Origin of the sequence: Arthrobacter sp. ISL-28 (genome assembly GCF_018613875.1) — a bacterium.
In the GTDB taxonomy this organism is placed as follows: domain Bacteria; phylum Actinomycetota; class Actinomycetes; order Actinomycetales; family Micrococcaceae; genus Arthrobacter.
Map to the genome: position 1 here is coordinate 172,275 of NZ_JAGGPJ010000003.1, position 25,821 is coordinate 198,095.

Below are 25,821 nucleotides of genomic sequence, written 5' to 3' on the forward strand. Positions count from 1 at the left end.
GATCCTCATTACCTGTGAAAGGCAATCCCGCCATGAAGACCTCCGTCCGCCGTACCCTCAAGACAGCTGTGTCCGCCGCTTTGGCCGCAGGGCTCCTGGCCGCCGGCGCGGACGCCGCCTCTGCGCACGTCACGGTCGACCCGTCCTCCACGTCCGAGGGCGGATTCACCAAGCTGACGTTCAGCGTCCCCAACGAATCCGAAACGGCCAAGACCAACCGGCTCGAAGTGACGCTTCCCACCGACACCCCACTGACATCCGTCTCCGTCAAGCCCATGGATGGCTGGAAGGCCAGGGTCATCACCACCGACCTGCCCAAACCCGTGCAGATGGACGGGGCAACCGTGACCAAAGCCCCGACCAGTGTGATCTGGACGGCTGACACTGCCCACCAGATCGGGCAGAACGAATTCCAGACCTTCACCCTCTCCGTCGGCCGCCTCCCGGCAGCCGGCACCACCCTGACCCTGCCTGCGGCCCAGGGCTACACGGACGGAACCACCGTGAAGTGGGCCGATACAGACGCCCACGATCACTCCGGGGCGACAACCTCCGCTCCGGCTTCGGAGGCCAAAAAATCACACCCGGCGCCGTCCTTCGTCACCACCGCAACTCACACCGAGGCGGTCCCGGCCGTCACGGAGGCTCCGACGTCGGCCCTTGCCTCGACATCCTCCACCGGCGGTGACCAAACCGTTGGCTGGATCGGGCTCGCTACCGGACTGATCGGCCTGGCCGCCGGCGTGACCGCCCTGGCACGCACCCGCCCGACCCGAGGCAACTAGCCTCCGCTTTGCCGTTGACCGCAGACCCACCGACCCTCCGGACCTGCCCTGGCCGCCGGCTTCTAAGCCGCAGAACCGGCTGAACCCCGCACGACCGGCCCGGGGCAGCGACGCTTGTGCGGGCCAGGGCCGGTCATGCGGGGCTCGGCCTCCCGCCTGCTCGGGTTCATCCTGTTGGCCAACGCAATCGCGACAGTTCTCCGGCGCCGCCCGGGTACACCGGCCCAGCACGAACATCAGCGATAACAATTTTCAACAACCCCCTATCGTCGATTGTTGACAATCTGTATCATGGTTGTTGAGCCATTCTTCCAAGACTGGCCAAGAAAGTGTTGTTCATTAGGCCCAGCCACTGCCTAGCCAAGGTCAGTTCCGCTCCGGCTAACGTCATTCCTCCACACACCCCACCATGAGGCTAATTCCGAAATGTCAGTTGAATCTTCCGGCCCGGCCACGGGCAGCAACCGCATCAAGCGCGGCATGGTAGCCATGCTCAAGGGCGGCGTCATCGCAACAAAGGACGCCGTGCCAGTTCCGACAACCGAAGGGCTTCGTGCCGGAGGCGACACTAATCCAGACACAGGCCCGAGTAAAGACGCAGGCCCCAGCAACCCGGGAAGCTACGCCGTGGGCGACCGCGTCGTCTTCGAAGCAGATGGAATCGCAGGATCCGGCGTTATTGATGACGTCATGCCCGATGGTTCTGTGGTCTGGGTCTGGCCCGACGATGCCATGGGCCGCAAAATGCTCTTCGCCGCCGACGCCCTATCCGTGCGGCACGAAGACGCGTCGCACAAACCGCTAATCCGTTCGACGTAAGGAGACTTTCAATGTCCAAGCACGAGTCGGCACCCATTGAAGTGCTGGTGGGGAGCCAAGAGCAGCTTCACGATCTGCTTTCAGATGCAGAGGCGGCTCTTCTCCCGGCTGCCACAAAAGCGGGTTCCGCCGGAATCCTGGTTACCCGACACAGTCCTAGCCGATACACTGTCGCCCTTAGCGACACAGTCCCCTTCGGCGAAACCCACGAGCACGCCAGGAGCTGATCCTGAGCTGATCGTCCTGCTCCTCCTGGTGGTTCTGTTCGTCTGGCATCCACGGGGATGAAAAGTGGGGGAGACTGGAAGCCCAGACCAGAAGGCGGACCCATTGATTAATCTCCACCAGGATGCCGAAGGCTTTATCCGTATGAACCGGCACTTTCCGGAAAGCGTCCTGATCTCCATCACGTTTGCCGATGGCACCTCGGAGGAGGTCTCCGGCCGCAGGCTAAACAAGGCCTACGACGAAGCTCTCGCCGAATACCGCGCCCAGAACCACCTTGACGCCAAGGGGTTCTCGCGCTCCCCGAAAAAGAAAACCAGCCCCGGAAACAAGATCGACTACGTCCCGGTTCATCCCGGCATGGGTGACCGGCGAGCTTGAACCTAGCCGGCGAGGGCCTTGATGACCTCCCGGGCCACGTCCTCGCTGGACTGCGGGTTCTGGCCCGTGATCAGGTTGCCGTCACGCACCACATGGCTGGACCAGTCAGGGCCGGTCTCGACATTGGCGCCCTTCTCCCGAAGCGCCGTCTCCACGAACCAGGGTGTGTTCTCCCCGGTGCCGCCGCCCAGTTCCTCGGAATTCGTGAACACCGTCAGGCGACGGCCGGCGAAAGCGAACGCGCCGTCGTCGGCCGTCGCGCTCAGCAGGCCTGCCGGGCCATGGCAGAAGGGGGCGATGACCTTGCCGGCCCCGTCGGTTTCCACAAGGATCCGGCCGAGGTCCTTGTCCTGAAAAAGATCCGCCATGGGACCGTGCCCGCCCGGCAGGATCACGGCGTCGAATGCGGAACTGTCGACGTCGGCCAGCACCAGCGGCGCGTAAAGGTCGACGTCGATCATGTCCAGATAGGTCCGGAAGTCTTCTGCTCTCTCCTCGCTGCCGACAGCGTCCGCCATCAGGCTGACCTTGTCGACGGTGGGTTTGATGCCGCCGGGCGTCGCGAAGTCCACCGTGTGCCCAGCATCCAGCAGTGTCCGATGCGCCACCACCAGCTCTTCAGCCCAGAACCCAGTGGGGTGCTCGCTGCCGTCCTTCATGGTCAGCGAGTCAGCGGCTGAAACGACGATCAGTATTTTCGCCATGGTGTTTCTCCTTATCGTCTGGGTTGCGTGGGTTTCGACAAGCTCAACCAGCGGATCGCCGCTGATCCGGCTCTCCGCCGCTGAGCGAGCTTGTCGAGATCAAGTGTTCGACACTCGGCTTCGACAGGCTCAACCAGCGCACTACATCCACTCCGTCCGGCGCAGCGGCGGTTCCTCACCGCCGGGCCGCTGCAGGAGCACCTGGTTCACACCGGTGAGCCCGCCCTCGAAGCCCAGGGCGCTCGATGCCATGTACAGCCGCCATACCCGGGCGCGTCCGGCAGAAGTCAGCCGCACCGCCTCGTCCCAGTGCTCCTCGATGTTCCGCACCCACGCCCGGAGGGTCAGGGCGTAGTGCCGGCGCAGTGCCTCGACGTCGATCACCTCGAAGCCGCCGCTTTCCAAGGCTACGACCATGTCGGAGAGGCTGAGCATCTCGCCGTCGGGGAACACGTAGCGGGGGATGAACGAGTCGGGGTCATCAGGGGTGGGCCCGGCATTCCAGGAGATGGCGTGGTTGAGCAGCCGCCCGCCGGGCCGCAGCAGCCCGTGCAGCTGGGCGACGTAGCGGCCGAGCTGTGCGCGGCCCACGTGCTCTGACATCCCGATTGAGCTGATCGCGTCGAACGGCCCGTCGTCCACATCGCGGTAGTCCTGGACCCGGATCTCCACCCGCTCGGTCAGGCCGGCCTGGGCCACGCGCTTCCGGGCCATTTCCGCCTGCTCGGTGGACAGCGTGACACCGACGACGTTCACCCCGTAGCGGTCCGCGGCATGCAGGGCGAAGCTGCCCCAGCCGCAGCCGACGTCCAGCACCCGCATGCCCCGCTTCAGCCCCAGCTTCCGGCAGACGAGATCGAGCTTCGCCTCCTGGGCCGCCTCCAGAGAGGATTCCTCGCTGTCAAAGACAGCACAGGAATAGACCATCGACGGACCGAGGACCAGGGCGTAAAAGTCGTTGCCGACGTCGTAATGGTGTGAGATCGCGGCGGCGTCACGCTTCTTGGAGTGCCGCAGGCCGTGCTTTTCGATTCTCACTTCCTCCGGAGGCGGCGCGGGATTCGGCCCCAGTGCGCCGAGCCCGACGGCGGTGGTGAACAGCGTCCAGATCTCGCGGACCGTTGGCTTGCTGAAGGGGCCCGGCTCCGCGAACTTGCCCGTTGAACTCAGGGCTGCGAAAGCGGCGAAGATGTCGCCGTGCGGATCAATTTCGCCCGCGACATATGCCCTGCTCAAGCCGAGTTGCCCGGGGGACCACAGGATGCGCCGCAAAGCCCGGCGCGAGGTGAATTCAATGAGCGGCGCTCCCTCTGGCCCGGCTTCCGATCCGTCCCATGCCCTCAGCCGAATGGGGATGTCGTCCGTGCCCAGGACAATGGCCAGTGCTTTGGCCAGGCGTGGTGCCACACCCGATGTCTTTGCCATGTTTCGTCGCCTCTCGTCCGGTGCTCGCGTCAGGCTGGGCGGTGCTGCCCCCCGTCGCAGTCCCGGCCCTAGAAGACAAACCTACACAAGCCCCGGCACGCCGGACAGGGAGACAAGCCTGTCCCTTTTTCGTGTCGTTCGTCCCGTGGATTTCGTCACGGCTGTGGACGGCAATCGTGTCTGGACCATGGATCGGGGGCGGTGGGATCCTGATCGCAAACAATGACAGGGATGGAAGCTGGTAGCACATCATGGACGAATCAGCGGAGACGCGTCAGAGACTGTCCGAGCGCATCGACCAGAAGCAGCGGGCCCTGCGCTCCTATCTTGGACGGGAACGGCCGCGCCGTAACAGGCTCTCCAATATCAGCGTCGTGGGGAGTGCACTGGCCGCTATGCTCACCGCCGGCCCCGCGGTTGGCGGCACGGGGTTTACAGAAGCAGTGCGTGGAATCTTCGCCCTGGATGACGATTCCGTGGTATGGCGTTTCCTTTGCCTGGCCGCCGTCATTTGTTCCGTAGCTGCGGCGCTCGCCACAAACTTTGCCAATTCGCATTCCCTGGCAGACAGGGTCAGCGCTGCTGAGGCAGCCAACGCCCAGCTGGAAGGGCTCCAATTGTCGTTGAGTTTTGGGCATATCGCCATTGACGACGCGGTAAAGCTATACCAGCAATACGTCGCCCAGGTGGCGTTTGTCGATTTAGCACCTTCGCAGTGAGCGGCAATTAATCGGATGCAATTGGGCCGGCCGGACACGTGTTCAACGCGCTCGGGCGAGCCCACACGGACGGAAGCATCTCCTGGGTCGACGGGAATGATGTCTGGTTGGGGCATACCCCAACGTAACGTCAGGAAGAGTTCGGCTCACTGCCGGGTCGAGGACCCGACCCCTAAAAGGGGTGGGTCGTGCGCTGCCAACCCGGCGGGGGTGGGCGGAATCCCGGGCTTTCTCCAAGTCGTATCGGCAACACTGGCGGTGTCCCGAGTCAACGGTGCCCAGTAAGCCGTCTTCGGGAACAGGACAGCCAGGTCCTGCTGCATGTCCCCCGCAGCGCCGGGGCCCGGCCATCCCTGACGCCGGCACGCCGCGGCGAAAGGGAAGATCGCCCCCAGCCGGCCCATCAAGATCGCGGTCGGCACCACGTCGAAGAGGTGTCATGAGCCACCAGCCCGAGCCACGGCTTGCCAGCGGATCCGAGACCACCGTTGTCGCCCTCGCCTGGAGACGGAGCATGCGCCCGTTGGCCGCCGTGTTCGCCCCCCTGCTCGCCCTCGCCTCCCTCGTCGCTTTGTGGACGGCCGGGGCGGGCGTCGGTGCGGAGGAGATGGTCACTCTGACGGTGGCCGAGGACGGCTACGTCTCCAGCGGCTCCACCGGGTCGAACTACGGCACGGCCAGCATGCTGGGAGTGGACGCGAGCCCGACCGAGATCAGCTATCTGAAGTTCGACCTGGGGGCCTACGCCGGCCGCCAGATCATCGATGCCACACTGCAGCTGCGGGCCACCAGCAGCGGGTCGAATGGCACACAGAACGTCAAGTTGGTCAGCGACGACAGCTGGACCGAGACCGGCATCACCTACGACAACAAGCCGGCGCTAGGCACCGCGGTGGGCAAGTTCGGTCCCACCAGCAGCAACACCAACTACAACGTCCCGCTGACGGCGGACAGTCTGCCCACCGACCAGTTCCTCTCCCTGGGTCTGGACTCCGGCAGCGGCGACGGGCTCGACCTCGGCTCCGGTGAGACCAACACACCGCCCAAGCTCGTCCTCACGCTGGGCTCGACGGGCGGCAGTACAGGCGATACGACCGCCCCGACGGTGGCCATCTCTTCACCCTCGAGCGGCACCCATTATGCCAACACCCAGACGGTCGACATCACGGCGACCGTCAGCGATGACGTGGGCGTGAACAAGGTCGAGTTCTTCGACAACGGGGTCTACGAAGGTTCCGAGGACACCGCGCCCTTTTCCTACACCTGGTCTGTGTCGGCCGCCGGGAACGGGCCGCACATCTGGACCGCACGTGCGTATGACGCCGCTGGCAACGCCCAAACTTCCGCCCCTGTGGACGTGACCGTCGATGTGAAGGAGACGACAACGCCTCCGCCGACGGATCTGGTCGCTGCGACGGTGGAGACGGCGCCGGTGCCACACTCCGGTGACGCGGCGGACGACGTCGCCGTGTGGATGCACCCGACTGACCCCTCCCTCAGCACCGTGATCGGCACCGACAAGCTTGGCGGCCTCGCGGTGTATGACCTGTCGGGCCAGCAACTGGCCTACTACCCCGACAGCAAGCCCAACAACGTCGATATCCGCTACAACTTCCCGCTGGGCGGACAACTGGTGACGCTCGTCGTTACGAGCGACCGCACTACCAACTCGCTTCGCGCCTACACGGTCGATTCGCGGACACGTAGTCTTAAACACGTCTCCGCGCGGACGCTGTCAGTCGGCATCGGGCTGTACGGGCTGTGCATGTACCGCAGCCCGTCGTCCGGCAAGTACTACGCCTTCGACAGCGACTCCAGCGGCACGCTGCAGCAGTGGGAGCTCTTCGACAACGCCGGTAAGGTCGACGCCCGCAAGGTTCGTCAGGTCAGCATCGGCTCCACGACTGAAGGCTGTGTCGCCGACGACGAGACGGGCGCGTTCTATCTCGCCGAGGAGGACGTCGCGATCTGGCGTTACGACGCCGAGCCGACGGCCGGCACCACCCGCACCAAGGTGGACGGGGTCGGCGATGGCCGCCTGGTCGCAGACGTCGAGGGGCTGTCGATCTACTACGGCACCGGCGGCACCGGCTACCTGATCGCGTCCAGCCAAGGGAATGACACCTACGTGGTCTACGACCGCAAGGCACCGAACGCCCCCGTCAAGACCTTCGCTGTGCAAGCCGGCACAATCGATGCCGTCAGCTACACCGACGGGCTGGACGTCATCAGCGCGCCGCTCGGGGTGCAGTTCCCGGAAGGCGCCTTTATCACCCAGGACGACCGCAATGACGGAGGCAACCAGAACTACAAGCTCGTCCCTTGGGGGGCCATTGCCCGTTCCGGCACCCCTTTGGCCGTCGACACGGGCTGGGACCCACGCAAAATCGGCGGTCCTAAATGAACGAACGCCTAGGAGGCTGCTGAACAACGTGGTGGTTGGCGGAACGCCACCAATGGCCGTCAAGCGGCGTGTTCCGGTCAGCACTTTCGGGTGCGACAACGGGGTCGTTCCGCCCGCTTGGTTCATTGTGCCTCAGGTGTGGGGTGTCATCCGGTGGTGGGATCGGCCGGGTCCTAGTGGTGGTTCATCCAGAAGCAAGACCTAGAACCGGTGGCCGGGAGCGTAGACCTTCCCGCCACAGCCACGTACGGATGCAAGTTCGGGCCGTCCCCCGGTGTGATCGATTTTCGCTTGTGGTCGCCGGCGGCGGACCGCCATCCCGCAAAGGAGCCCCGACCCGTGACGCCCGGAAGCTGACCCCAGCGCCCGCTGCAGGAACAGTGCTAGCACGGAAGCGGGCAGAGGGTGCCTGGTTTCACTATTGAGTTACCGGATTCAAGGAAAGCAAAAACGATCCGGAGGCCCCGGACCCCGCCGGGGCAGCGCACTTCAAAACCGCACCCATCCAAACCGCATCATCCCTCAGGAGCACTCCTTGTTCAAAGCATCAGACAACAAAAAGTCCAGCCCTCTCCGCCGCAAGCTCGCCCTGCTGTCCGTGATCGGGCTGGGAATGGCGTCCGTGCCCGTTGCCTTGGCCGCCCCGGCCCAGGCTAGCGTCACAAGCTACGCCTGCTCGGTCACTCCGCTGAAGCCGATCTTCGCCGGGTTCAACAGTTCGGGCGTCAAGCTGGTGGACTACCGGATCCAGGTCCGCTGCTACAGCGACCGCTACGTCAACATCACCCAGCAGCGCTGGGAAGAGGACGACTGGCCCAACGGTGACGATCACCTCGGCACCTCGTACTTCAGCCGCCACCTGAACAACGCCAGCGGTTACGTGACGATCTCCAACATCCGGACCCTGGTCGACGGCGAAATCGGCAACGAGGAGGTCTACCACCAGATCCAGTGGCAGGAAGGCACCGGCGGAGTCTGGTCCCCGTACACGGGGTGGCGCTACAGCGCATCCACGTCAATGTCGAACTGACGTTACCCGCAGCCGGCGATGCCGGCTCGCAAAACACCCAAGGCCCGGCTTCCCGCCGGGCCTTGGGTGTTTTATTGTCTTGAGTGCCCGTCGTAGTTGCCTATTGGCCACTACAATGTTGGAGCCCTCCACAGCGACCGGGATGCAGGTACTCTCTGGAAGGCAGCCCAGCCCCTGGGTGCCGGAAGTCTTACAAGTTACACACAGTTCGTCCCGTTCTTGCCGGAACACTCGCAGCCCCGGCCGGGGCGATCTAAGGTGAGGATATGGCCCCAATCCACGGCGCTGCGCGGCCCTCTGGCGACGATTTGCGTGACCGGAGAGTCCTCGTTGTCGAGGACGACCCGACGGTCCGCGAGGTGGCGTGCGACTACCTACGCTCCGCGGGCCTCATCGTCGACCAGGCCGCCGATGGGTTCGGCGCCTTGAGGGCCGCTGAGCGCAGTAGGCCCGACCTGATCGTGTTGGACCGGATGCTTCCGGGGATCGATGGTGCTGAGGTCTGCCGAAGAATCAGGGATATCGCGTCGACGCCGATCATCATGCTCACGGCGCTCGGCTCCACCGAGGAACGGATCGAGGGCCTTGAGGCGGGCGCGGACGACTACCTGGTGAAGCCGTTTTCGCCGCGGGAGCTCGTGCTTCGCGTTCAGTCGATCCTTCGCCGCAGTATCACCGACATCACGCCTGAAGCCGCCTTCGATCTGGGCGGGTTCCGGCTGGATGCGTCCAACCGTCGAATCTTCAAGGACGGACGGTTGCTGGGTCTTTCGGTGCGCGAATTCGATCTGCTCGCCTTCTTGCTGAAACACCCCGACCAGGTCTTCAGCCGTGCGCAGCTCCTGAAAGAGGTGTGGCAATGGAGCTTCGGTGACCTTTCCACCGTCACCGTTCATGTCCGCCGGGTCCGCGAAAAAATCGAAGAGGACCCTACAAGACCGCTGTTCCTGACCACCGAATGGGGCATCGGATACCGGTTGAGTGTCCAGGGAAGCAACGAATCGTGATTGCGCTCTCAGACTTCTGGACCATCCTCGTCACCGCACTGACGGCGGCTGTGGTCGTTGCGGCCCTGGCAGGAATCGTCCTGCGTTTCGCGCGGCACAAGTCGGTGCTGCTGCGACTGCTCATAGTTGTTGGGGCCACAGTTGTGTCCATTGCAGCTGCCACTATTGCCATCGCTGCCCAGATGTATATCTCGGAACACGATCTTGTCGTCTTGTTCTGGGTAATCGGGGTCGCGGCGGTCGTCAGCTTGTGCGTTGCTGTCCTGGTCGGTGTCGGCATCACGCGGACGAGCACGCGGTTGCGGTCCACGGCCCGGGCGATTGGCGATGGTCAGATCGTCCTCCCGGAGGATTATTCCGGGCTCGAATTCGCGGCGCTGGCCCAGGAACTGGCAGAAACGTCGCACCGGCTCGCCCGCTCCCGCGAGGAGGTCGCGACGCTGGACCAGTCACGTCGCCGCCTCGTCGCCTGGATCTCCCATGATCTGCGCGCGCCGCTCGCGGCGCTGCGTGCGATGGCAGAATCCCTCGAAGACGGCGTGGCCGAGGAACCGCCCCGCTATCACCGGCAGATCCGCGTCCAGGCAGAGACGCTTGCCAGCATGGTCGATGACCTGTTTGAACTGTCCAAAATCCAATCGGGAACTCTCTCTTTGAATATGGAACCCGTATCGCTGTTCGATCTCGTTAGCGACGCCGTCGCCGACCTCCATCCGGTCGCTGCCTCGCGATCGATCACACTCAAGGAGTCGCGCACCGGCAACCTCACTCTCTTTGGGGATGCGCGCGAATTGTCCCGGGTGATCGGCAATCTCCTCATGAATGCGATCGAACATTCCCCGGCGAACAGCGAGATCCTCATCTCGGCGCGCGAGACAGAGAACGAACACGTGGCCCTCAGCGTCGTGGACGCCGGCGGCGGGATCCCTGAAGAAGATCTGGGCAGAATATTCGACGCCGGCTGGCGGGGAACACCCTCCCGGACGCCCTCATCGACATTTGGCATGTCCGCCGGTGCCGGGCTGGGGCTGGCGATCGTGGCCGGCATAGTCGAAGCCCACTCCGGAGGCGTGTCCGTCCATAATGTCCCGGGCGGATGCCGCTTCGATGTCACCCTCCCGCGGTTCGGAGCCCGCGCCGCTTAAGCGGCCATCGACACAAACCGGCTTCAGCCCGCATCATCCCGATTCCGCGCGTGGCTCTTGCGCTGGTGGATGTCCCCGTACCGTAAGGAAAAGCGGGCGAATTCTCTGGGCCACACCCCTAGCGTGGAGGAATGAGCGAAGAAGCCCGAGCAGCCAGTGTTGATGTCGTTCTGCCGTGCCTTAACGAACGCGGGGCGCTGCCGTGGGTGCTGTCGCGGATCCCGGCAGGTTATCGGGCAGTCGTTGTCGATAACGGGTCCAGTGATGGCTCCGCGGAACTGGCGCTGGAACTCGGCGCGGCCGTCGTGACGGAGGAGCGGCGCGGTTTCGGGGCCGCCGCCCATGCTGGCTTGGTGGCGGCGACGGCCGAGTACGTTGCCTTCTGCGATTGCGACGGGTCACTTGATCCGGCACAGCTGCCGGCCCTGGTGGCTCCGGTTGTGGCCGGCACCGCGGACCTCGTGCTGGGCAGCCGCCAGCCCCGGCGCGGGTCATGGCCTGTTCACGCACGGATTGCCAACGCCGTTCTTGCCTGGCGGCTCCGCCGGCTGACCGGCGAGGCCATCTCCGACCTGGGACCGATGCGCGTGGGCCGTCGCCGAGAGCTGGTATCGCTGGGGCTTGAGGACCGTAGGAGCGGCTACCCGCTGGAAATGTTCGTCAAAGCCAGTCTGTGCCAGTGGCGGATCGCCGAGATAGCTGTCGATTACGCCCCGCGAACGGGCCGCTCCAAGGTCACCGGGACCCTCCGGGGGACGCTGACGGCCGTCCGGGACATGTCAGTGCAGATGAAGGCCCTGGCCCGGAAGCCTCGGATCGGACCGCCGCCGTCCGCGTCACAATCTGTCCCTCCCCGAACCGGCAGCGAGGAACGGGTCGGAGGAATGCCATGGACCTGACCGTGGCGGTCATCGCCAAGGAGTGCTTGCCGGGGCGCGTGAAGACCCGGATGACTCCTCCGCTGTCACCCTCGCAAGCCGCACAGCTTGCCCAGGTAAGTCTGGCCCGGACCTTGGACACGGCACGGAGCTTGCCTGCCGCCCACAGGCTCCTCGTGATGGACGGAACCCCCCGCCGTCGTGACGCGAAGGGGTTCAGGGTGATCGGTCAGGCCCCGGGAACGCTGGACGAACGGCTCGCTGCATTTTGTGACCTCGCCGCCCGACCTGTGCTGATTCTTGGCATGGACACACCACAATTTTCCCCAAAGCACATTGCTGCACTGCTCACGGACTGGTCGACCCCGGTTCCTTTGCACGACGCGTGGCTGGGGCTCGCCATGGATGGCGGGTTCTGGGCTCTTGCGCTCCGCCGACCACAGGGACACCTAGTCCGGGGTGTGCCGATGTCCACGGACACGACCGGATCCCGGCAGCTCACCAGGCTGGCCCTGCATGGGCTCTCCACGGGACTGCTGCCAACCCTGCAGGACATGGATTTCTTCTCCGATGCTGTGGCCATCGCCGCCGGGATCCCGGGTACGGATTTCGCCTCAATGGTCTTCGCCATTTCGGCACAGCTTGCCGCGTCAGGGCAACTGGAGACGGAGCCGACGGTGCCTTCTCCGGGGCAAAATTGGATTGGCGGACGGCGGTGACGGGCATCATCAGCGTCATGGCGCTGGTCCCCGCCCCGGCCGTGGTTCTGCGACCGGACGGGGTCTTTGGGCAGGGTAAGAGTCAACCCTATGCACGTGCCCTGCACCTGGGCAGCGGAATCCTCACGCTGCGCGATGTGTCTCCTGACTCCGCCCACCGTCTTTGCGAGGTGACGTTCGACGTCCTGAGCTGGTGTTCGGAGGCCGGCGCGGTAGAGCGGAACCTGCTGCAGAGCCTTCAGGGCCCAGTTCTTGATATCGGCTGTGGGCCGGGGAGGATGCTGTCCGCGGCCCGGTCCCTGGGCTTGAGCGCGATGGGCATCGATATCAGCGCAGATGCTGTCGCCTTGGCCTGCTCAAGGGGCACCCGGGCGCTTGAGCAGTCCGTGTTTTCCCCGGTTCCGCAGGCGGGGAGCTGGTGCTCCGTCCTGCTGCTGGACGGGAACATCGGGATCGGCGGGAACGTGGCTCGCCTGTTGCGCAGGTGCCGGCAGCTCATCGCGCCCCACGGAACGCTCCTAGTGGAGGCGGACCCCGACGACGACATGGACGCTTCGTACCAGGCCGTGCTGGAGGACAGCGACGGGAACCGGAGTGAACCATTCGCGTGGGCCAGGACGGGTCGGCGGGGGGTGGAGGCCCGCGCGCTGGCCGCCGGTTGGACGCTCGCCCCGACAGAGCGCCTTCAGGGCCGGGTGTTCTGCCGGCTGTCGCCTTTCCCCGACCGGGTCCGTCCGGTCCGTTCGACCGCATAGATCGATGCCGCGGCAACGAAGGCCAGACCCGCCCAGAAGCCGAAGATGTTTCCAGCGTAGTCTCCTTCGAGTGCGCTGATGCTGCGCGCTTCCGACTGCGCCTTCATGAGGATGCCGGCGATCAGGCTGACCGCGGCACCGGTCATCAGCGTTCCGCGAAGGATGCCTGCGGAGGCTGGCCGCAGCCGGGAACCTGTGCGGGTCAGCGCCGCTCCGGCCAGCGTCGACAGCGGCACGATCACGCCGTCGTGCAGCAGGACCGCGACGGCCATCCAGGTCAGGAGCCCGACCAACTGGGCAGGGCCGAGTTGGCTCGGCAGGCCGAGGAGACCGTACCAGATGAGCCCGGCGCCTGCCAGCCCGAGGACAGCGCGTCCGGCGGTCATAGATCTCGATGCGCTGGACGAGTTCAAAGGACCTCCACCGTATGCAGCCATTTGGTTTGCAGAACTCCAGGGCGCCCGGGGGCAATGATCCGGGCAGGGTAGCCGTGTTCGACGTCCAGGACGGCCCCGTTGAGTTCCAGCGCGACCAGGGTCCGTTCGTCCTGAACGTATTCAGCAGGCATGGACATGAGCCTGTATGGGCCCTGCGGTTCAAGGCTGGTCACACGCAGAACCGAAGCGTGTGGTGCCCCGACAGCGCTGAGGAGGTCCCGGATCCGCACACCCCGCCATCGTGCCATTTGGCTCCACCCCTCGACGCAGGCGATGGGCAGCTCCTGTTCGTGCTGGGGGAGCGCGCGGAGCTCAGCCAGACTGAACGTGGTGCTGGACCCCTGGTATGTGACTTCCAGTGACCAGTGAGCAGACGTGGCAAGATCGGCGACCTTCGCCTCCGTCGCCGTGCGGTTCACCGGGACGGACTGCGGTCCTGTTCCCATGACCCGGGGGGCGAAAAGGTTCAGGGGGCTGAGCCAGGAAAATGACTGTCCAGCCGTGGTGAGAACCACGGCCCCGGTGGTCACGCCGACGCCGGCAAGGAAGGCGCGCCTGGACCACCGGCCGGGAGCGGCGCCTGTCACCCCGGCGATGGATGAGGCTTCCGTTCCGGCCGCTGGGGAGCCGCTGCCAGCGTCTTGGAGTTCGGTCAGACGCACGGCGCGGCCGTTCCAGTTGGTCATGATGGCGGGAAGTTTCACCGCGATGTGCAGGAGCAGCGATCCCCAGATAACCCAGGCCAGCCAGTAATGCGTCTCGCGGAACGGGAAAGGCCATGGATACCACTTGTAGGTGTTGATCAGCCCGGTAGTCAGCTGCAGCAGTGAGGAAGCGATGAACAACGCAATCGATGCACGTTCCAAGGCGTGAGGTATCGACTTCACCAGCGGCCACCTGAGCAGCTCCGGGTACACGGACCAGAGTTTGGCCAGCAGCAGCGGGATCGAGGCAATGCCGGAGGTCACGTGCAGTCCTTGGCTTAGCTGGTATATCCAGACGGGGCTGGTGGGGAAAAACATCCAGGACGGCGGGTTCTGCAGACCATGGCTGAAAAGACCGGTCACGAAGCAGATGGTAAAGCTCACGGCCAGCCACCGTCCCAAGACAACTGTCAGCCGGGTGCTCCGCGTCGGGGAGGAAAATCTGGCGGCCAGGGCCTCGGTAATTTTTTGCGGATCGGGCCTCTGCATGCGTTAAGCACAGCACCGTTCCGCGCAGTGGTGGTGCTCTGGACCTTACGAAATGCGGAACATTATGGCCAGGATAGGCATTCACGTGACGGCTGGGTGCAGGATCAAGACGTGAGCGTACACGTTGCCGACCCGGCCACCGGCACGTTCAGAGCCTATGCCGTTCCGGGACTGTTTCTCCTTGCCGCTGTGGGGCTGATGTTGTGGATGGTCCTGCCGGGTAATGCCTTCGCGTCGGCCCCCATCGTGGGTTCCTGCGTGTCATGGCTGGTCCTGATCGCCGCCGTCCGATCCTTGGCGCGCGTCTCGCGCCGGCGGATCGGTGCCGTCATTATGGCCGGCGCGCTCCTGCTGGGTTTGGCTGCGGTCAGTGGACCCCCGCGGACCAGCAACGATTCGGCCCGGTATGACTGGGACGGCATCGTTCAGATGGCAGGGACTTCCCCCTATGCCTATGTGCCCGCGGACGAAACGCTGGCCGATCACCGGCCTGCGTGGCTTTTCCGGGCCGGAACTGTGGGACCTGACGGTAAAACGTTGTGCCCGGCGGGCCTGTTTGGCACTGAATCGGTGGCCACGTCGGAGTACCGGTCCGGCGCTCCGCTGTGCACCGCGATCAACCGGCCGCACGTGCCGACGGTTTACCCCCCGGGAGCCGAGATCTACTTCTTCGCCGTCCGGGCAGCCGTCCCGGACGCCGCCGGCTACCTGCCTTTCCAGCTCGCCGGGCTGCTGATCAGTGCCGCTGTCACGCTGATGCTGCTCAAGATCCTCGCCAGGGCAAACCAGCCGCTCCACGTAGCAGCGGCCTGGGGTTGGAGTCCTTTGGTGCAGCTGGAAGCGGTGAACAACGCCCACGTAGACGTGCTGGCCGCGGCGCTGATGCTGGCCGCCGGAATACTGCTGGTCAAGGGCCAGCCCCTGCGCTCCGGTGCGGCCTTCGGAGCCGCTGTGGCCACGAAGCTCATTCCCGTGATCGCCGCTCCCGCCCTTCTGTTCCGTCGCCCGGCAGCGTTCATTGCCTCGGCGGCCGGCACGTTTGCCGTCCTGTATTTGCCGTATGTGCTGGTCGCTGGGACCGGTGTCGTGGGCTTCCTGCCCGGGTATCTTGCAGAGGAAGGGTACAGCCACGGCGGCGGGGTCAGGTTTGGCCTGGCTCAGCTCATTTCTGCGGGCCCCTGGCCTCTGCTGCTGAGCACCGCGGCAGTGGCCGGCGTCGCAGTCGCGCTCTGGCGCACCGTGGACGCCGCCAACCTCTGGAAGCGCCAGACCACCATGATCGGGCTGACGCTGCTGATCATCAGCCCCGGCTACCCCTGGTATGCCCTGATACTGCTGCCGTTCATCGTTCTGAGCCGGTGCTGGGAATACGTCGCGGTCATCCTTGCCGTTGACGTTCTTTACATGGTTCCCACTGTCCCGCCATACAGCGAAGGGGTCAGCCAGGGGGCGCTGGCCGCCGCCGCGCTGGCCGTGGCCGCGGGCGCATGGTGGCGGAACCGCTGGCGATACGGGTACAGCGGGTTCCGGCCATGATCGACGACCAGTGGCATCATGGCCGTATGGAGCAAAGCGGGCAGTATGTCCCCCGGGCACGGATCGGTATCATCGGCGGTTCGGGCACCTACCGGCTGCCGGGAGCCGTCGCACAGGCTTCGGTGACAATCCCGACGCCCTATGGGCCGCCGTCGGGCCCCATCACACTGGCCAGAGTGGAGGGCCGCGCCATCGCATTTTTGCCCCGGCACGGCGCCGGGCATTCGGTGCCGCCGCAGAAGATCAACTACCGGGCCAACCTGTGGGCGCTCAAGAGCTTGGGCATCGAGGCGGTGATTTCCTCATCGGCGGTCGGCGGCCTGCGCCGCGGGTACGGGCCGGAGATGTTTGTGGTTCCCGACCAGCTGATCGACAGGACATGGGGGCGGACCGATACGTTCTTCGACGGCACGCTTGCTGAAGGCGCCGAACCGGCAGGCGTGCAGCACCTGCCGGCAGCAGAGCCATTCTGCCCGGGGCTCCGGGCCCGCCTGGCCGATGCCTTGTCGGAACGGCAGACGCCGCACGTGCCGGCGGGAACGGTAGTTGTCGTCAACGGTCCACGATTCTCCACCCGGGCCGAATCCACCTGGTACACGGCCGCCGGTGCCGACATCATCAGCATGACCCAGTACCCCGAGCCCGTCCTGGCCGCCGAACTGAATATGGGCTATGCCACGCTGGCCTACATCACCGACTCGGACACCGGCCACGACGGCTCGGTACCGGTCACCGCGGAGGCTGTCTTCGCCCGGCTCAAAAAGGCCCAGCCCGACATCCTGGCCGTGCTCGAAGCAACCGTCGCCGCGATCGGCGATGACTACGTCCCGACCCGGACTATGGACCCGACCGCCGTCAACCGGATCATGGCTCTTCCCGTTCACGGCGTAGCGGAGCGCCCCCGATGAGGATGCTGATCACCGGCGGGGCCGGTTTCATCGGCTCCCACATTGTCGACGACGCACTGAACAGGGGCTGGCAGGTCCGTGTCCTGGACTTGCTGGACTCCGCCATCCACGCGGTCCGGCCCAGGTTTGACCCCAGGGTGGAGGTTGTTCACGGAGACGTTGCTGATCCCGTGACCGTGCGGCGCGCCCTGGACGGGGTCTACACTGTCTGCCACCAGAGTGCGAAGGTCGGGCTGGGGGTCAGCTTCGCCGATGCCCCGGATTACGTCCACAACAACGACTATGCGACGGCGGTCCTTCTCACCGCCATGGAAGAGCGGGGGATCCGCCGTCTGGTGCTGGCCTCCTTGATGGTGGTGTACGGCGAAGGTGCCTACACCGACCCGCGGTCGGGGCTGCCGGTCCGGCCCGGGCCTCGGACGGAAGAGGACCTCATGGACAGTTTGTTTGACCCGCGCAGCCCGGATAGCGGAGTATTCCTTGAGCCCGGGCTCATCACCGAAGACGCCGCGCCCGATCCGCGGAACGTATATGCCGCATCCAAGCTCAATCAGGAACATCTTGCGTCCGCGTGGGCGCGGGCGGTAGGCGGGGCGGTGATCGCGCTCAGGTACCACAACGTCTACGGGCCCCGGATGCCCCGCGACACACCCTACGCCGGGGTCGCGTCCCTTTTCCGCTCCGCATTGGCCCGCGGCCAGGGCCCCCGAGTGTTCGAAGATGGCGCCCAGCGGCGCAGCTTTATCCATGTGAGGGACGTCGCCTCCGCCAACCTCCTGGCCGCTGAGTTCCTTGGTCCGGTGTCGGGCCCCTACTTCCGGGCCTACAACGTCGGCGCCGACGAAGTCCACACCATTGGTGAGGTGGCGGCCGCGCTGAGCACGTTCAGCGGAGGACCCGCCCCGGTGATCACCGGAGAGTACAGGCTCGGCGACGTCCGGCACATCACCGCCTCATCAAATCGGATCAAACGGGAACTGGGGTGGACACCCACCATCGACTTCCAAAGCGGCATGCGCGAACTCGCCGCCGCGCCCCTGCGTGCAGGATCTGGACGAGAGCGCATGGACGAGCCAGGGGTCGACGACGACCAGTGATCGAGGGTCTCGACAGGCGCAACCGGCAGGGGGTCCTAACCGATAACGGTGGAACGGCGTCCATGATCACGTTGTCCTACCCATGCGGTGATGGCGTGTGCGATTTTCTCCCCTCCCCGGGCGGACGGCTCAATGGGGTTTGCGTAGTCGGCGTCCTGGTTGCAGATGAGCCGGAGGTCGATCAGGGACAGGCCGCGAGCGAAGGCGGCCCTCGTGATGCAGTCGTTGAAGATCGCCAGGGCGGTCCTGATCGTCCGGTACTCCGGGCCAGAAGGCGGGGTGTCGTAGATGGTACAGACCGCTGAGGGCAGGCCGGCGGACAGCACAGCCTCGGCCATCCCGTCGTAGTCCGCAGCGAACCGATCCTGGGCGCTGGCGAGGAGGGAGAGGGCCTCGGTAACCGACGTGGCGGGCATTTGGAGCAGGTGGGCGAAGCTGAGCGCATCGTTGCCGCCGGCACTGATGACGAGGTGGGTGGCATCCTGCGGAAGTGCCTGAAGTTGTCGGTGAACTCCGGATATCACGTCGCCGTCCAGGGCCAATAGGGTTGCCTTCCAGCCGGGCGGTGACCCTTCGCGCAGCTGTGTGACGACATCGGGGTCGGCGCCGACATACGCCTTGTTGTCGAAAATTGAGTCCCCGAGCAGGACTACATGACCGGGCAAAAGTCCGCTCTGAGCCATCAGGGGTTTGACCTGTTCGGGTCAGGGGTCCACCGGTAAGGGTTGGCGTCCGCTCCGCCGGACCGGTGATTGTCATAGCCCTGCTGCCACGCACCTCCGATGGCCGAGACCAGACCCGCCAGCAAGGGGTAATAGGGGTGGTCGGGGCCGATGAAGATCATCTCTTCCCTCGCCCTGTCGATGATTTCACGAATGTCGTTCCTGGCGGTCATGCCGCATGGTCGCACGTAATCGTGCCGGTGGCCAGGGGCGCAGCCAGGCCGCACCCGTGACCCGACGATTTCATGCTCCCTCCGGGAAGGAAATCCGGCATATCTTCTGCGACAATTATTCCCTGAGCGCGTAGGCAATGCCGGGGGAGGCACGCAGTGTCAGGAATCAGCTTTACCGCCATCGACTTTGAAACGGCGAACAGCGACGTGGGGTCGGTGTGCGGCGTGGGTCTGGTGAAGGTCCGCGGGGGACGCATCGCGGACAAGGCCTCGTGGCTCATCAAGCCGCCTCCCGGGCTGGACCATTTCGATCCCGTGAACACCGACCTCCACGGCATCCGGGCAGAGGACGTCCGCAATGCTGCCGACTGGGAAATGTCAGTCGAAGGGATCCTGCATTTTACCTGCGAAGACCGCCTCGTCGCCTACAACGCCCCCTACGATGCCAACGTCATGTGCAAGGCCAGCCACGAACTGCAGTTGGATCTGCCGTTCCTGGATTTCTACTGCGCCCTCCATCTGGCGAAGAGCCAGCTGAAACTCCCCAAGCACAGCCTGAGCGACGTCACGGCCGCCCTGACACTGCCGTCCGTGGAGCATCAGGGCCCGGGCAGTGATGCGCTCGCCTGCGCCAAGGTGGTCCTGGCTATTGCCGCCATGCACCGGGCCAGCAGCGTGGCTGAGATCTGGGATGCACCGGCAGCGACGATCGGCCGCAAACCGCAGGGCCGGCGGCGCCTGTAGTTCCGGCGTCAGTAGTTCCAGCGCAGTTCCGTGCGTCAGTTCCGGGTCACGCGCCGGTCGCCTGAACCTTCTGCTACCGGGCTTTGGGAATGATGATCCACAAGGCGATGTAAACGAGCTCTCCCACACCGAACAGGCCGAAAAGCACGAAGGCGATGCGGACGAGAGTCTTGGAGATCCCGAAGCGTGCAGCGAGGGCTGCGCAGACTCCGGCGATGATTTTGCCGTTCCTGGGCCGAACCATAATTGCTTCCATTTCGCCACACTAGCAGCCAGCACCAGTGGCGTCAGCGGCTGGCATCTGCAGCCCGGCCCTGGTCTCCGATTGCCCGCGGCGATGCTGTGCGAATGGACCTGTCAGGCCCGCTTTATTCATGCTGGAACCCCGACGACGGGTGGCCGGCAACGCTGGCGACCGTCCCGCCGTCGAGCTTTCTGGGAACCGGACTCCTGCAGCAGCGGGGCCGGTCAGGCGGCAGTTACAGTCACCGTCCGCGTCGCGAGGACCGTGCCGGTGATCCAGTGCAGGAAGTCGACGGAGATGGTGTACTTTCCGGCGGCGGGCGGCCGCAGCAGGAAGTCGAATTTTTCGGCCGCCCCGGACTTGATGATGCCGGTCAGCAGGGGCTGGCCTGCCATGGACGGCTGGATTGCGGGGCCGGCAGGGTCTGGTGTGTTCCAGAACGGGCGGCCGTCGTGGGCGATGAGCTCGGCGATGCGCGCAGGCCTTCCTGCAGCGTCCGTGAAGCGTGTCCGCGTGGGGTAGTAGTCCACATTCACCATGCGCACCAGGGTGGGGGCTGTGCCCGGCCGGACCATATTGGCCCGCATGGTGGAGATGGCCCACACCCTGTCGCCCTTGGGCCTGCTGGCCAGTGCCCCGCCGAGGAGGAAGAAGTGCCTGGGCTGGAAGTGGTTGAGGCCCACGTCCTCCCCGGAAAGACCCGCGGCGTGGTTCAGTTCGTGCCATCTCGGATCGAGGGAATACGGCGCGAGCAGGGTTTCTGTGGCGATGTCGTACAGCGGACCTTCCGCCGAATGGCGGCGTGTTCCGGTCGGGGCGGTGGAGCTGGCCGGGGGATCAACGATGATTGCCCCGAACATGCCCATTTGGACGTGAAGGGGAGTGTTGACGTGGCAGTGGTAGAAGTACGTTCCGGCGGACCCTCGGTTGGGGTTGCCGCGTTCGGCAACGTCCGGCTTCCATTGGTATGTATATTCGCCCGTCACCTCGAAGGATGTGTGGCCTACGCCGTCATTACGGGGATCCGGCTCGATGCCGTGCCAGTGGATGGTGTGGACCTTCTTACTCGGCTTGACCGTCCCGTGGAACACCTGGCCTTCGGTCAGCCGTACGACCGGCGCGGGAAGCCCCCGTCCCGACTCGTCGGCCTCGAAGCTCCATACCTCGTGCTCGGAGCCGTCCGGGAACGTGAGTTCCCGGCTGAAGAAGTCGAACTCCAGGGCGACGTCGGGCCGCAAGGCAAACTCGGTTTCCGGGCTGCCCTCGTGGGGTTGGTCGGAGGAGAAGTCCACCTGGCTCCGGAACGCGTGGTGGGGCTCGTCTTCGACGGTGCCCGGCAGCCCCGATTCCGGGACAGGTGCCGCGGCGAGCACCCAGTCGGCCAGCAGTCCACCGGGATACATGCCGCCAGCCGCAGTCTGTGACGGTTCCGCATGGCAGTGCATCGGATACGTCCAGTCTTCCGTCCGCGCTTCCCACACGGGATCCACCACTTCGGGCGGGCGCCGGACCGGGAGCATCGCTTCCTTCCGCTCCAGCGGCTGCAGCTGCACCGTGTCCTCCCACTGCTGCAGTACCACGTCCCCCAGGGGACTGACCCGTCCGTTGGACCGCGGGAAGTCGATTCCGTTGGCGCGCAGCGTCCACACATGATTGCCGTGGTAATGCAGCTGATGGTCGGCGATCCCGGCGTTGACCATCCGTATCAGCTGTCCCGTGCGCACGGAGCCGGCGCTGGACGACGCGCTGAAGTTCCGCACATCCGTCTCACGCGGATGGCCGGACGGCAGGGTGTCCTCCTTACGGCGTTTGTTGAACTCGTCGTCGGTAGTGATGGCCAGTGCCTGGAACCCCGAAAATCCGTTGATGGTGAAGTACCGCGGCACGGCCGGTGTGGCGATCGGATTGACCGTCTCTCCCCTGGACGCTATGCGGGCCCAGCTGGGTTCCACATCGTGGCAGAGCCACAGCCACTGGCGCTCGAACTCGGCGCCGCCGGGGGAGAGCCGCCAGGCGTTCCTCGGATCTATGACCACGAGCGCGCCGTACAGGCCGAGGGTTCTTTCCACCGGCTCGTTTCCTGGGTCCGTGAACAGGTATGTGCCGGGCACAGGGGCAGGGAACGCCAGCAGTTTTGTCTTCCCAGCCGCGACCTTCCCGGTGGTGACGTCCGCTCCGGCAGGTCCGGCGCCATGGAATCGCAGTTCGTGCGGCTGGGCGAGATTGTTGTGCAGGAGGATGCGGACGGTGCTCCCGCTTTCGGCAATCAGTGTCCGGTCCGGGAAGAAGCTGGCCCAGTACGCGCGCCTGGCCAGGTACTGCCGCTGGAACGCGGGGTCCGGCCGCAGCGGCGCGGGCCTGCCATGCGGCGGAACTGGGGCACTCAGCGGATAAAACCGGCTGGCGATAACCTGGCCGGCCGCGGTGAACACCTGGGGGCTCATCGCCAGCGCTGGCCTGGGGTCCCGCACCGCCGTGCGGCGGTCGCCGAATCCCCGGTGGTAAATGAGCGATCCGTCCACCATTGGAATGAAACCCTCATTGACGTGGACGTTCAGCGTGCTCACGGCCGGCCCCGGTACATGCTCCGGCCCGAACTGCTGCTGGCTCTGAACTTCATGTCCCCCCCAATAGCTCTTGCGGACAAGCCCAGCCTTGCCGGGGGAGTCTGGGAAAAGCTTGGCTCCGCGGGGACAGGAATTGGGGGGGATTCAGCTGCTTACATGGCGCTCGCCTTGGCGGCCCGGCGTTCAGCCTTTAGGAGCCGCAGGCCGCTGGCCAGGACTCCCACATGGCTAAAGGCCTGGGGGAAATTGCCCAGGAATTCCCCTGTATCCGGGTGGATCTGTTCCGGCAGCAGCCCGAGCGCGTTGGCCCTGCTGCACAGGGACTCGTAGAGCTCGTGGGCCTCTTCGACCCTACCCTGGCCGGCCAGGTTGTCCACCAGCCAGAAGCTGCAGAGCAGGAAGGCGCCTTCGCCGCCCGGCAGTCCGTCCGGGGAAATCTGCGGCAGGTAGCGGAACAACAGGCCGTTGCCGGCATCCAGGCTGGCGGCTATTGCCTGGGTGGTGGACACCATCCGCGGATCGTCGAAATCGATGACGTTGCGGACGGGCAGGGTGAGCAGGGCGGCGTCCAGCCCACCGCTGCCGCCGAGATGCTCCGTGAATGTGTGCCGTTCTGCATTCCAGGACCGCGTCAGCGCGGCCTGCCGGATCACCCGGGCAGCAGCTTCCCACCGGCGTTTCGGGTAGGGAAGGCCGTGCCGCCGGGCGATCTGGATAGCTCTGTCCACGGCAACATAGCAAAGCGCGGCCGAGTAGGTGAACGGACGCCCGGTGTCGCGGATCTCCCAGGGACCTGAATCCGGAACCCGCCAGCTGTTGATCGCCATTTCAACGATAGGCGTCAGTGCTGCCCAAAGCTGCTTGTCGACCGGCCTGCCGCTGTTTGACCACTGGTACGCGATGTCCACGATTTCGCCGTACACATCGTGCTGCCGCTGGTGTCTGGCGCCGTTTCCCCAGCGCACCGGTGCCGATCCCCGATAGCCCCGCAGCATGGAGTCCTCGACTTCGTCCGGAGGCTGGGACCCGTCCAGCGAATACATCACGTGGGGTGTCCCGTCCCGTTCCACGTTCGTCAGGACCCACGCAAGGAAGATATCCGCATCACTTGGGTCGCCAATACGCCGGAACACGTAGTTGGAGAAGGATGCATCCCGTACCCACGTGTACCGGTAATCCCAGTTGCGCGGGGATCCCGGCCACTCGGGCAGGGAGGAGGTGGCGGCCGCCATGATGGCGCCTGTCTCGGCGTGGTCCAGTAGCTTGAGCGTCAGGGCGGAGCGTTTCATCAGTTCGGCTTGGGAGCCCTCGCAGTCCAGGCTCGAGGCCCAGCGGCGCCATGCGTAAACCGTCTGATCGATGAGCTTCTTGCTGTCCGGGTGCTGCCGCAGCCGGAAGCGGCCAGACCAGTGCAGGGCCACCGTGAGCGTCTCCCCGGCCCGCAGCGTCAGCTCCGCTGCCAGCCCGCGCCCTTCAGGATGCAGTTCAACGGAGGACCACAAGTAGACCTCGGGCACGCCGTCCTGCTGCCAGTCAAACCTCCACCCGCTCGCCAGCAGGTCGAACGTGACCCCAGCCCTCGGTGTCAGGTTGATGCGGAGGGGCACATCGCCACCCACCGCCCGGACATACCGAAGCAGCTCACGGCGTCCGGCGGGCACTGGCTCAGCGAGGTCTGCCCCGGAGCGCAGCGTCAGGCAGTCCGTCACCTGGAGCATGCCACGGTCCGAGAGAAGCGACGTGACCAGCACGCAGGAATCCTCGGTGTATCGCTGCACCGACGCCAGGGTATGAATGGGGGCGATGTCGAAGCGTCCGCCGTATTCGAGGTCAAGAATCCCCGCCAGGAACGGAGGGCTGTCGAATTCCGGGAGGCACAGCCACGAGATTCCGCCGTCCCGTCCCACAAGTGCGCAGGTGGATCCGTCACCGATGAGGCCGTGATCCTCGATGGGCAGATACCCCTCGTGGCTAACCACCGCGCGAGCATGCGCAGCAGCGAACATGACTGCCCACTCCTTAGAATCGTTCTTATTATGATTTTCTCGCGATTCCGTTCCGAGCGCTACTGGCGGCTTTCCTCACGGCGGCGGATGGCGACTCGGATGAGGGCGGCGCCCGCTGGTGTCCCGCCGTCGCGCGCTGCAAGCCGCGCGCTTACTGCGCATGGGCGTTGCTGCCAGTGATCGGGCCTCCGGCGTGGCTTCAGGAAGAGCCGGTGGGCGCGGCCCGGCGTTCGAGCGGAAGTTCGAGATCGTCCATGACGACGGCGGTCAGGTTCCGCAGCGTTGCCGCCGGCATGCGACACATCGTGGGCGTGAGCTCGCAGCACAAGCGGGTTAATGCTGAGGCCGTGACTGCAGCCGGTGTTAAATGCGGCAGGAAGAACCGATGCGGATCGGCTCTTCCTGTGGTTCTCTGCAGTTAGATAAGGCTGGGGGCGCTGGCGAGGATGTAGTCCGCCGCGGCCGGGCCCGTCATGGACAATTCGTTGTCGCCGGGATCGATGCCGAGGGCCTTGAGGCCTGCGCGCAGGGCCTCGGGACTCTGGGGCTGGGTCTTGTTGATCAGGCTCCAGCTGGTGTACAGGCCATAGAGCTCGTCCGGGCTTAGCCCGGCGTCGGTTTCCCGATCCGATGTGAGTGCTTCAGCTACGAATCGGTCAAAGTGGTTAGCGGTCATTTTTGGCTCTTTCATGGCGTGCAGGTTAATCCGCCGTTCTGCTTCAGCGATAGCGGCCCACTGCCCGTCAGGACAGAGATCGTCCTTGAAATTTATGTGAGACAGACCGTTCTGTCTAGTTACGCTTGGCTTACGGATGACTGTGCGGCTCGAAGGCGCATCCCAGGGGCGGCGGTGGCCCAGCCAGGTGCAGCATCGGTTCTCGTTCAGGCCCGAATTGGTAGCCGGATTAGGAGGCGGAGTGGGAGCCGACGCCGAGTCGGCGCAGGACGGGATGGGCCGCGGGTGCATCCGGTCAAGAGTGTGTCCGGAGGACGATTTGCGCCGGGGTTCCGGGGTGTGTAAAGTAATTCGAGTCGCCGCCGCTGAAGCGGAAAAATAGCGACCAACCCTTACTAAACAGCCTGAAAACGGTGCACAAATTGCTGCGCCACGGACGGTGGGGGCCTATCCTGTGAATGAAAATCGCGGAAACGCGGATTTGCAAAGTATTCACAAAGCGGGTAAGTTTGAAAAGTTGCT

The 25,821-nt window shown here is 65.1% G+C and carries 25 protein-coding genes; 15 read left to right on the forward strand and 10 right to left on the reverse strand.

Annotated features, from left to right (window positions below; genetic code table 11):
* The first annotated feature begins 32 nt into the window (after positions 1–32).
* The 3 genes from J7E80_RS02460 to J7E80_RS02470 all read left to right on the forward strand — a co-directional run bounded on the left by J7E80_RS02460 (position 33) and on the right by J7E80_RS02470 (position 2,210).
* The gene (locus J7E80_RS02460; protein ID WP_215049890.1) at positions 33–785 is read left to right on the forward strand and encodes a YcnI family protein; all 753 of its coding nucleotides are present in this window, start codon (positions 33–35) and stop codon (positions 783–785) included.
* A gap of 426 nt (positions 786–1,211) precedes the next feature.
* The gene (locus tag J7E80_RS02465; protein ID WP_215049891.1) at positions 1,212–1,604 is read left to right on the forward strand and encodes a hypothetical protein; all 393 of its coding nucleotides are present in this window, start codon (positions 1,212–1,214) and stop codon (positions 1,602–1,604) included.
* A 330-nt stretch (positions 1,605–1,934) separates the two neighbouring features.
* A complete protein-coding gene (locus J7E80_RS02470) occupies positions 1,935–2,210 on the forward strand; it encodes a hypothetical protein (RefSeq protein WP_215049892.1) in 276 nt (91 codons plus the stop codon).
* 2 nt (positions 2,211–2,212) lie between these two features.
* Here the strand turns inward: J7E80_RS02470 and J7E80_RS02475 are convergent, their stop codons facing one another.
* Both J7E80_RS02475 and J7E80_RS02480 read right to left on the reverse strand, forming a co-directional pair.
* Positions 2,213–2,914: a type 1 glutamine amidotransferase domain-containing protein gene (locus J7E80_RS02475; RefSeq protein WP_215049893.1), complete on the reverse strand. Its 702-nt coding sequence runs from the start codon at positions 2,912–2,914 to the stop codon at positions 2,213–2,215.
* A gap of 141 nt (positions 2,915–3,055) precedes the next feature.
* Positions 3,056–4,339: a class I SAM-dependent methyltransferase gene (locus tag J7E80_RS02480; protein WP_215049894.1), complete on the reverse strand. Its 1,284-nt coding sequence runs from the start codon at positions 4,337–4,339 to the stop codon at positions 3,056–3,058.
* A 251-nt stretch (positions 4,340–4,590) separates the two neighbouring features.
* Between J7E80_RS02480 and J7E80_RS02485 the strand changes: the two genes are divergently transcribed.
* From J7E80_RS02485 to J7E80_RS24190, 8 genes are all read left to right on the forward strand, one after another.
* Positions 4,591–5,058, forward strand: a complete 468-nt coding sequence (locus J7E80_RS02485) for a hypothetical protein (RefSeq protein WP_215049895.1) — start codon at positions 4,591–4,593, stop codon at positions 5,056–5,058.
* 439 nt (positions 5,059–5,497) lie between these two features.
* Positions 5,498–7,462 (forward strand): phytase, encoded by a 1,965-nt coding sequence (locus J7E80_RS02490; RefSeq protein ID WP_215049896.1) that lies wholly within the window; start codon positions 5,498–5,500, stop codon positions 7,460–7,462.
* Between the two features lie 535 nt (positions 7,463–7,997).
* Positions 7,998–8,492 (forward strand): hypothetical protein, encoded by a 495-nt coding sequence (locus J7E80_RS02495; RefSeq protein ID WP_215049897.1) that lies wholly within the window; start codon positions 7,998–8,000, stop codon positions 8,490–8,492.
* A gap of 266 nt (positions 8,493–8,758) precedes the next feature.
* Entirely contained in the window at positions 8,759–9,499 is a 741-nt protein-coding gene (locus tag J7E80_RS02500) for a response regulator transcription factor (protein ID WP_215049898.1), read from the forward strand.
* Entirely contained in the window at positions 9,496–10,644 is a 1,149-nt protein-coding gene (locus tag J7E80_RS02505; RefSeq protein WP_215049899.1) for a cell wall metabolism sensor histidine kinase WalK, read from the forward strand. Before J7E80_RS02500 ends, J7E80_RS02505 begins: the two co-directional genes overlap by 4 nt.
* 131 nt (positions 10,645–10,775) lie before the next feature.
* Positions 10,776–11,543, forward strand: a complete 768-nt coding sequence (locus J7E80_RS02510; protein WP_215049900.1) for a glycosyltransferase family 2 protein — start codon at positions 10,776–10,778, stop codon at positions 11,541–11,543.
* On the forward strand, positions 11,534–12,241 hold the full coding sequence (locus J7E80_RS02515) for a DUF2064 domain-containing protein (RefSeq protein WP_215049901.1): 708 nt from the start codon (positions 11,534–11,536) through the stop codon (positions 12,239–12,241). Before J7E80_RS02510 ends, J7E80_RS02515 begins: the two co-directional genes overlap by 10 nt.
* Entirely contained in the window at positions 12,238–12,996 is a 759-nt protein-coding gene (locus J7E80_RS24190) for a bifunctional 2-polyprenyl-6-hydroxyphenol methylase/3-demethylubiquinol 3-O-methyltransferase UbiG (protein ID WP_215049902.1), read from the forward strand. The genes J7E80_RS02515 and J7E80_RS24190 overlap by 4 nt, the downstream gene beginning before the upstream one ends.
* Here J7E80_RS24190 and J7E80_RS02525 read toward each other — a convergent pair.
* Entirely contained in the window at positions 12,927–13,382 is a 456-nt protein-coding gene (locus tag J7E80_RS02525; protein WP_215049903.1) for a hypothetical protein, read from the reverse strand. The genes J7E80_RS24190 and J7E80_RS02525 overlap by 70 nt on opposite strands.
* Before the next feature lie 23 nt (positions 13,383–13,405).
* Positions 13,406–14,626 carry a molybdopterin-dependent oxidoreductase gene (locus tag J7E80_RS02530; RefSeq protein WP_215049904.1) on the reverse strand — a complete coding sequence of 407 codons (1,221 nt, stop codon included), beginning with the start codon at positions 14,624–14,626 and terminating at the stop codon, positions 13,406–13,408.
* A gap of 111 nt (positions 14,627–14,737) precedes the next feature.
* Between J7E80_RS02530 and J7E80_RS02535 the strand changes: the two genes are divergently transcribed.
* Genes J7E80_RS02535 through J7E80_RS02545 form a run of 3 tightly spaced genes read left to right on the forward strand, consistent with a single transcriptional unit; the run spans position 14,738 to position 18,167 of the window.
* Positions 14,738–16,162, forward strand: a complete 1,425-nt coding sequence (locus tag J7E80_RS02535; RefSeq protein WP_215049905.1) for a glycosyltransferase family 87 protein — start codon at positions 14,738–14,740, stop codon at positions 16,160–16,162.
* Between the two features lie 26 nt (positions 16,163–16,188).
* A complete protein-coding gene (locus J7E80_RS02540; protein WP_215049906.1) occupies positions 16,189–17,070 on the forward strand; it encodes an MTAP family purine nucleoside phosphorylase in 882 nt (293 codons plus the stop codon).
* Entirely contained in the window at positions 17,067–18,167 is a 1,101-nt protein-coding gene (locus tag J7E80_RS02545; RefSeq protein ID WP_215049907.1) for an NAD(P)-dependent oxidoreductase, read from the forward strand. The genes J7E80_RS02540 and J7E80_RS02545 overlap by 4 nt, the downstream gene beginning before the upstream one ends.
* 35 nt (positions 18,168–18,202) lie before the next feature.
* Here J7E80_RS02545 and J7E80_RS02550 read toward each other — a convergent pair whose 3' ends face one another.
* Both J7E80_RS02550 and J7E80_RS02555 read right to left on the reverse strand, forming a co-directional pair.
* Positions 18,203–18,832 (reverse strand): GDSL-type esterase/lipase family protein, encoded by a 630-nt coding sequence (locus tag J7E80_RS02550; RefSeq protein ID WP_251036338.1) that lies wholly within the window; start codon positions 18,830–18,832, stop codon positions 18,203–18,205.
* Between the two features lie 17 nt (positions 18,833–18,849).
* Positions 18,850–19,062: a hypothetical protein gene (locus J7E80_RS02555; protein ID WP_215049909.1), complete on the reverse strand. Its 213-nt coding sequence runs from the start codon at positions 19,060–19,062 to the stop codon at positions 18,850–18,852.
* Between the two features lie 156 nt (positions 19,063–19,218).
* Between J7E80_RS02555 and J7E80_RS02560 the strand changes: the two genes are divergently transcribed.
* A complete protein-coding gene (locus tag J7E80_RS02560) occupies positions 19,219–19,806 on the forward strand; it encodes an exonuclease domain-containing protein (protein WP_215049910.1) in 588 nt (195 codons plus the stop codon).
* A 73-nt stretch (positions 19,807–19,879) separates the two neighbouring features.
* Here the strand turns inward: J7E80_RS02560 and J7E80_RS02565 are convergent, their stop codons facing one another.
* The 4 genes from J7E80_RS02565 to J7E80_RS02580 all read right to left on the reverse strand — a co-directional run bounded on the left by J7E80_RS02565 (position 19,880) and on the right by J7E80_RS02580 (position 25,314).
* The gene (locus tag J7E80_RS02565) at positions 19,880–20,062 is read right to left on the reverse strand and encodes a PspC domain-containing protein (protein WP_215049911.1); all 183 of its coding nucleotides are present in this window, start codon (positions 20,060–20,062) and stop codon (positions 19,880–19,882) included.
* 212 nt (positions 20,063–20,274) lie between these two features.
* A complete protein-coding gene (locus J7E80_RS02570) occupies positions 20,275–22,617 on the reverse strand; it encodes a multicopper oxidase domain-containing protein (protein ID WP_215049912.1) in 2,343 nt (780 codons plus the stop codon).
* A gap of 152 nt (positions 22,618–22,769) precedes the next feature.
* A complete protein-coding gene (locus tag J7E80_RS02575) occupies positions 22,770–24,623 on the reverse strand; it encodes a glycoside hydrolase family 15 protein (protein WP_215049913.1) in 1,854 nt (617 codons plus the stop codon).
* Positions 24,624–25,041: 418 nt separating this feature from the next.
* Positions 25,042–25,314 carry a hypothetical protein gene (locus J7E80_RS02580; RefSeq protein ID WP_311380749.1) on the reverse strand — a complete coding sequence of 91 codons (273 nt, stop codon included), beginning with the start codon at positions 25,312–25,314 and terminating at the stop codon, positions 25,042–25,044.
* Positions 25,315–25,821 lie beyond the last annotated feature (507 nt).

Coding starts and splice junctions, on each gene's coding strand:
- J7E80_RS02525 (WP_215049903.1), bottom strand. CDS start 13,382: ATGACCGCCGGACGCGCTGTCCTCGGGCTGGCAGGCGCCGGGCTCATC.
- J7E80_RS02545 (WP_215049907.1), top strand. CDS start 17,067: ATGAGGATGCTGATCACCGGCGGGGCCGGTTTCATCGGCTCCCACATT.
- J7E80_RS02510 (WP_215049900.1), top strand. CDS start 10,776: ATGAGCGAAGAAGCCCGAGCAGCCAGTGTTGATGTCGTTCTGCCGTGC.
- J7E80_RS02575 (WP_215049913.1), bottom strand. CDS start 24,623: ATGTTCGCTGCTGCGCATGCTCGCGCGGTGGTTAGCCACGAGGGGTAT.
- J7E80_RS02460 (WP_215049890.1), top strand. CDS start 33: ATGAAGACCTCCGTCCGCCGTACCCTCAAGACAGCTGTGTCCGCCGCT.
- J7E80_RS02465 (WP_215049891.1), top strand. CDS start 1,212: ATGTCAGTTGAATCTTCCGGCCCGGCCACGGGCAGCAACCGCATCAAG.
- J7E80_RS02485 (WP_215049895.1), top strand. CDS start 4,591: ATGGACGAATCAGCGGAGACGCGTCAGAGACTGTCCGAGCGCATCGAC.
- J7E80_RS02480 (WP_215049894.1), bottom strand. CDS start 4,339: ATGGCAAAGACATCGGGTGTGGCACCACGCCTGGCCAAAGCACTGGCC.
- J7E80_RS02555 (WP_215049909.1), bottom strand. CDS start 19,062: ATGACCGCCAGGAACGACATTCGTGAAATCATCGACAGGGCGAGGGAA.
- J7E80_RS02490 (WP_215049896.1), top strand. CDS start 5,498: ATGAGCCACCAGCCCGAGCCACGGCTTGCCAGCGGATCCGAGACCACC.
- J7E80_RS02475 (WP_215049893.1), bottom strand. CDS start 2,914: ATGGCGAAAATACTGATCGTCGTTTCAGCCGCTGACTCGCTGACCATG.
- J7E80_RS02580 (WP_311380749.1), bottom strand. CDS start 25,314: ATGAAAGAGCCAAAAATGACCGCTAACCACTTTGACCGATTCGTAGCT.
- J7E80_RS02515 (WP_215049901.1), top strand. CDS start 11,534: ATGGACCTGACCGTGGCGGTCATCGCCAAGGAGTGCTTGCCGGGGCGC.
- J7E80_RS02540 (WP_215049906.1), top strand. CDS start 16,189: ATGGAGCAAAGCGGGCAGTATGTCCCCCGGGCACGGATCGGTATCATC.
- J7E80_RS02530 (WP_215049904.1), bottom strand. CDS start 14,626: ATGCAGAGGCCCGATCCGCAAAAAATTACCGAGGCCCTGGCCGCCAGA.
- J7E80_RS02500 (WP_215049898.1), top strand. CDS start 8,759: ATGGCCCCAATCCACGGCGCTGCGCGGCCCTCTGGCGACGATTTGCGT.
- J7E80_RS02565 (WP_215049911.1), bottom strand. CDS start 20,062: ATGGAAGCAATTATGGTTCGGCCCAGGAACGGCAAAATCATCGCCGGA.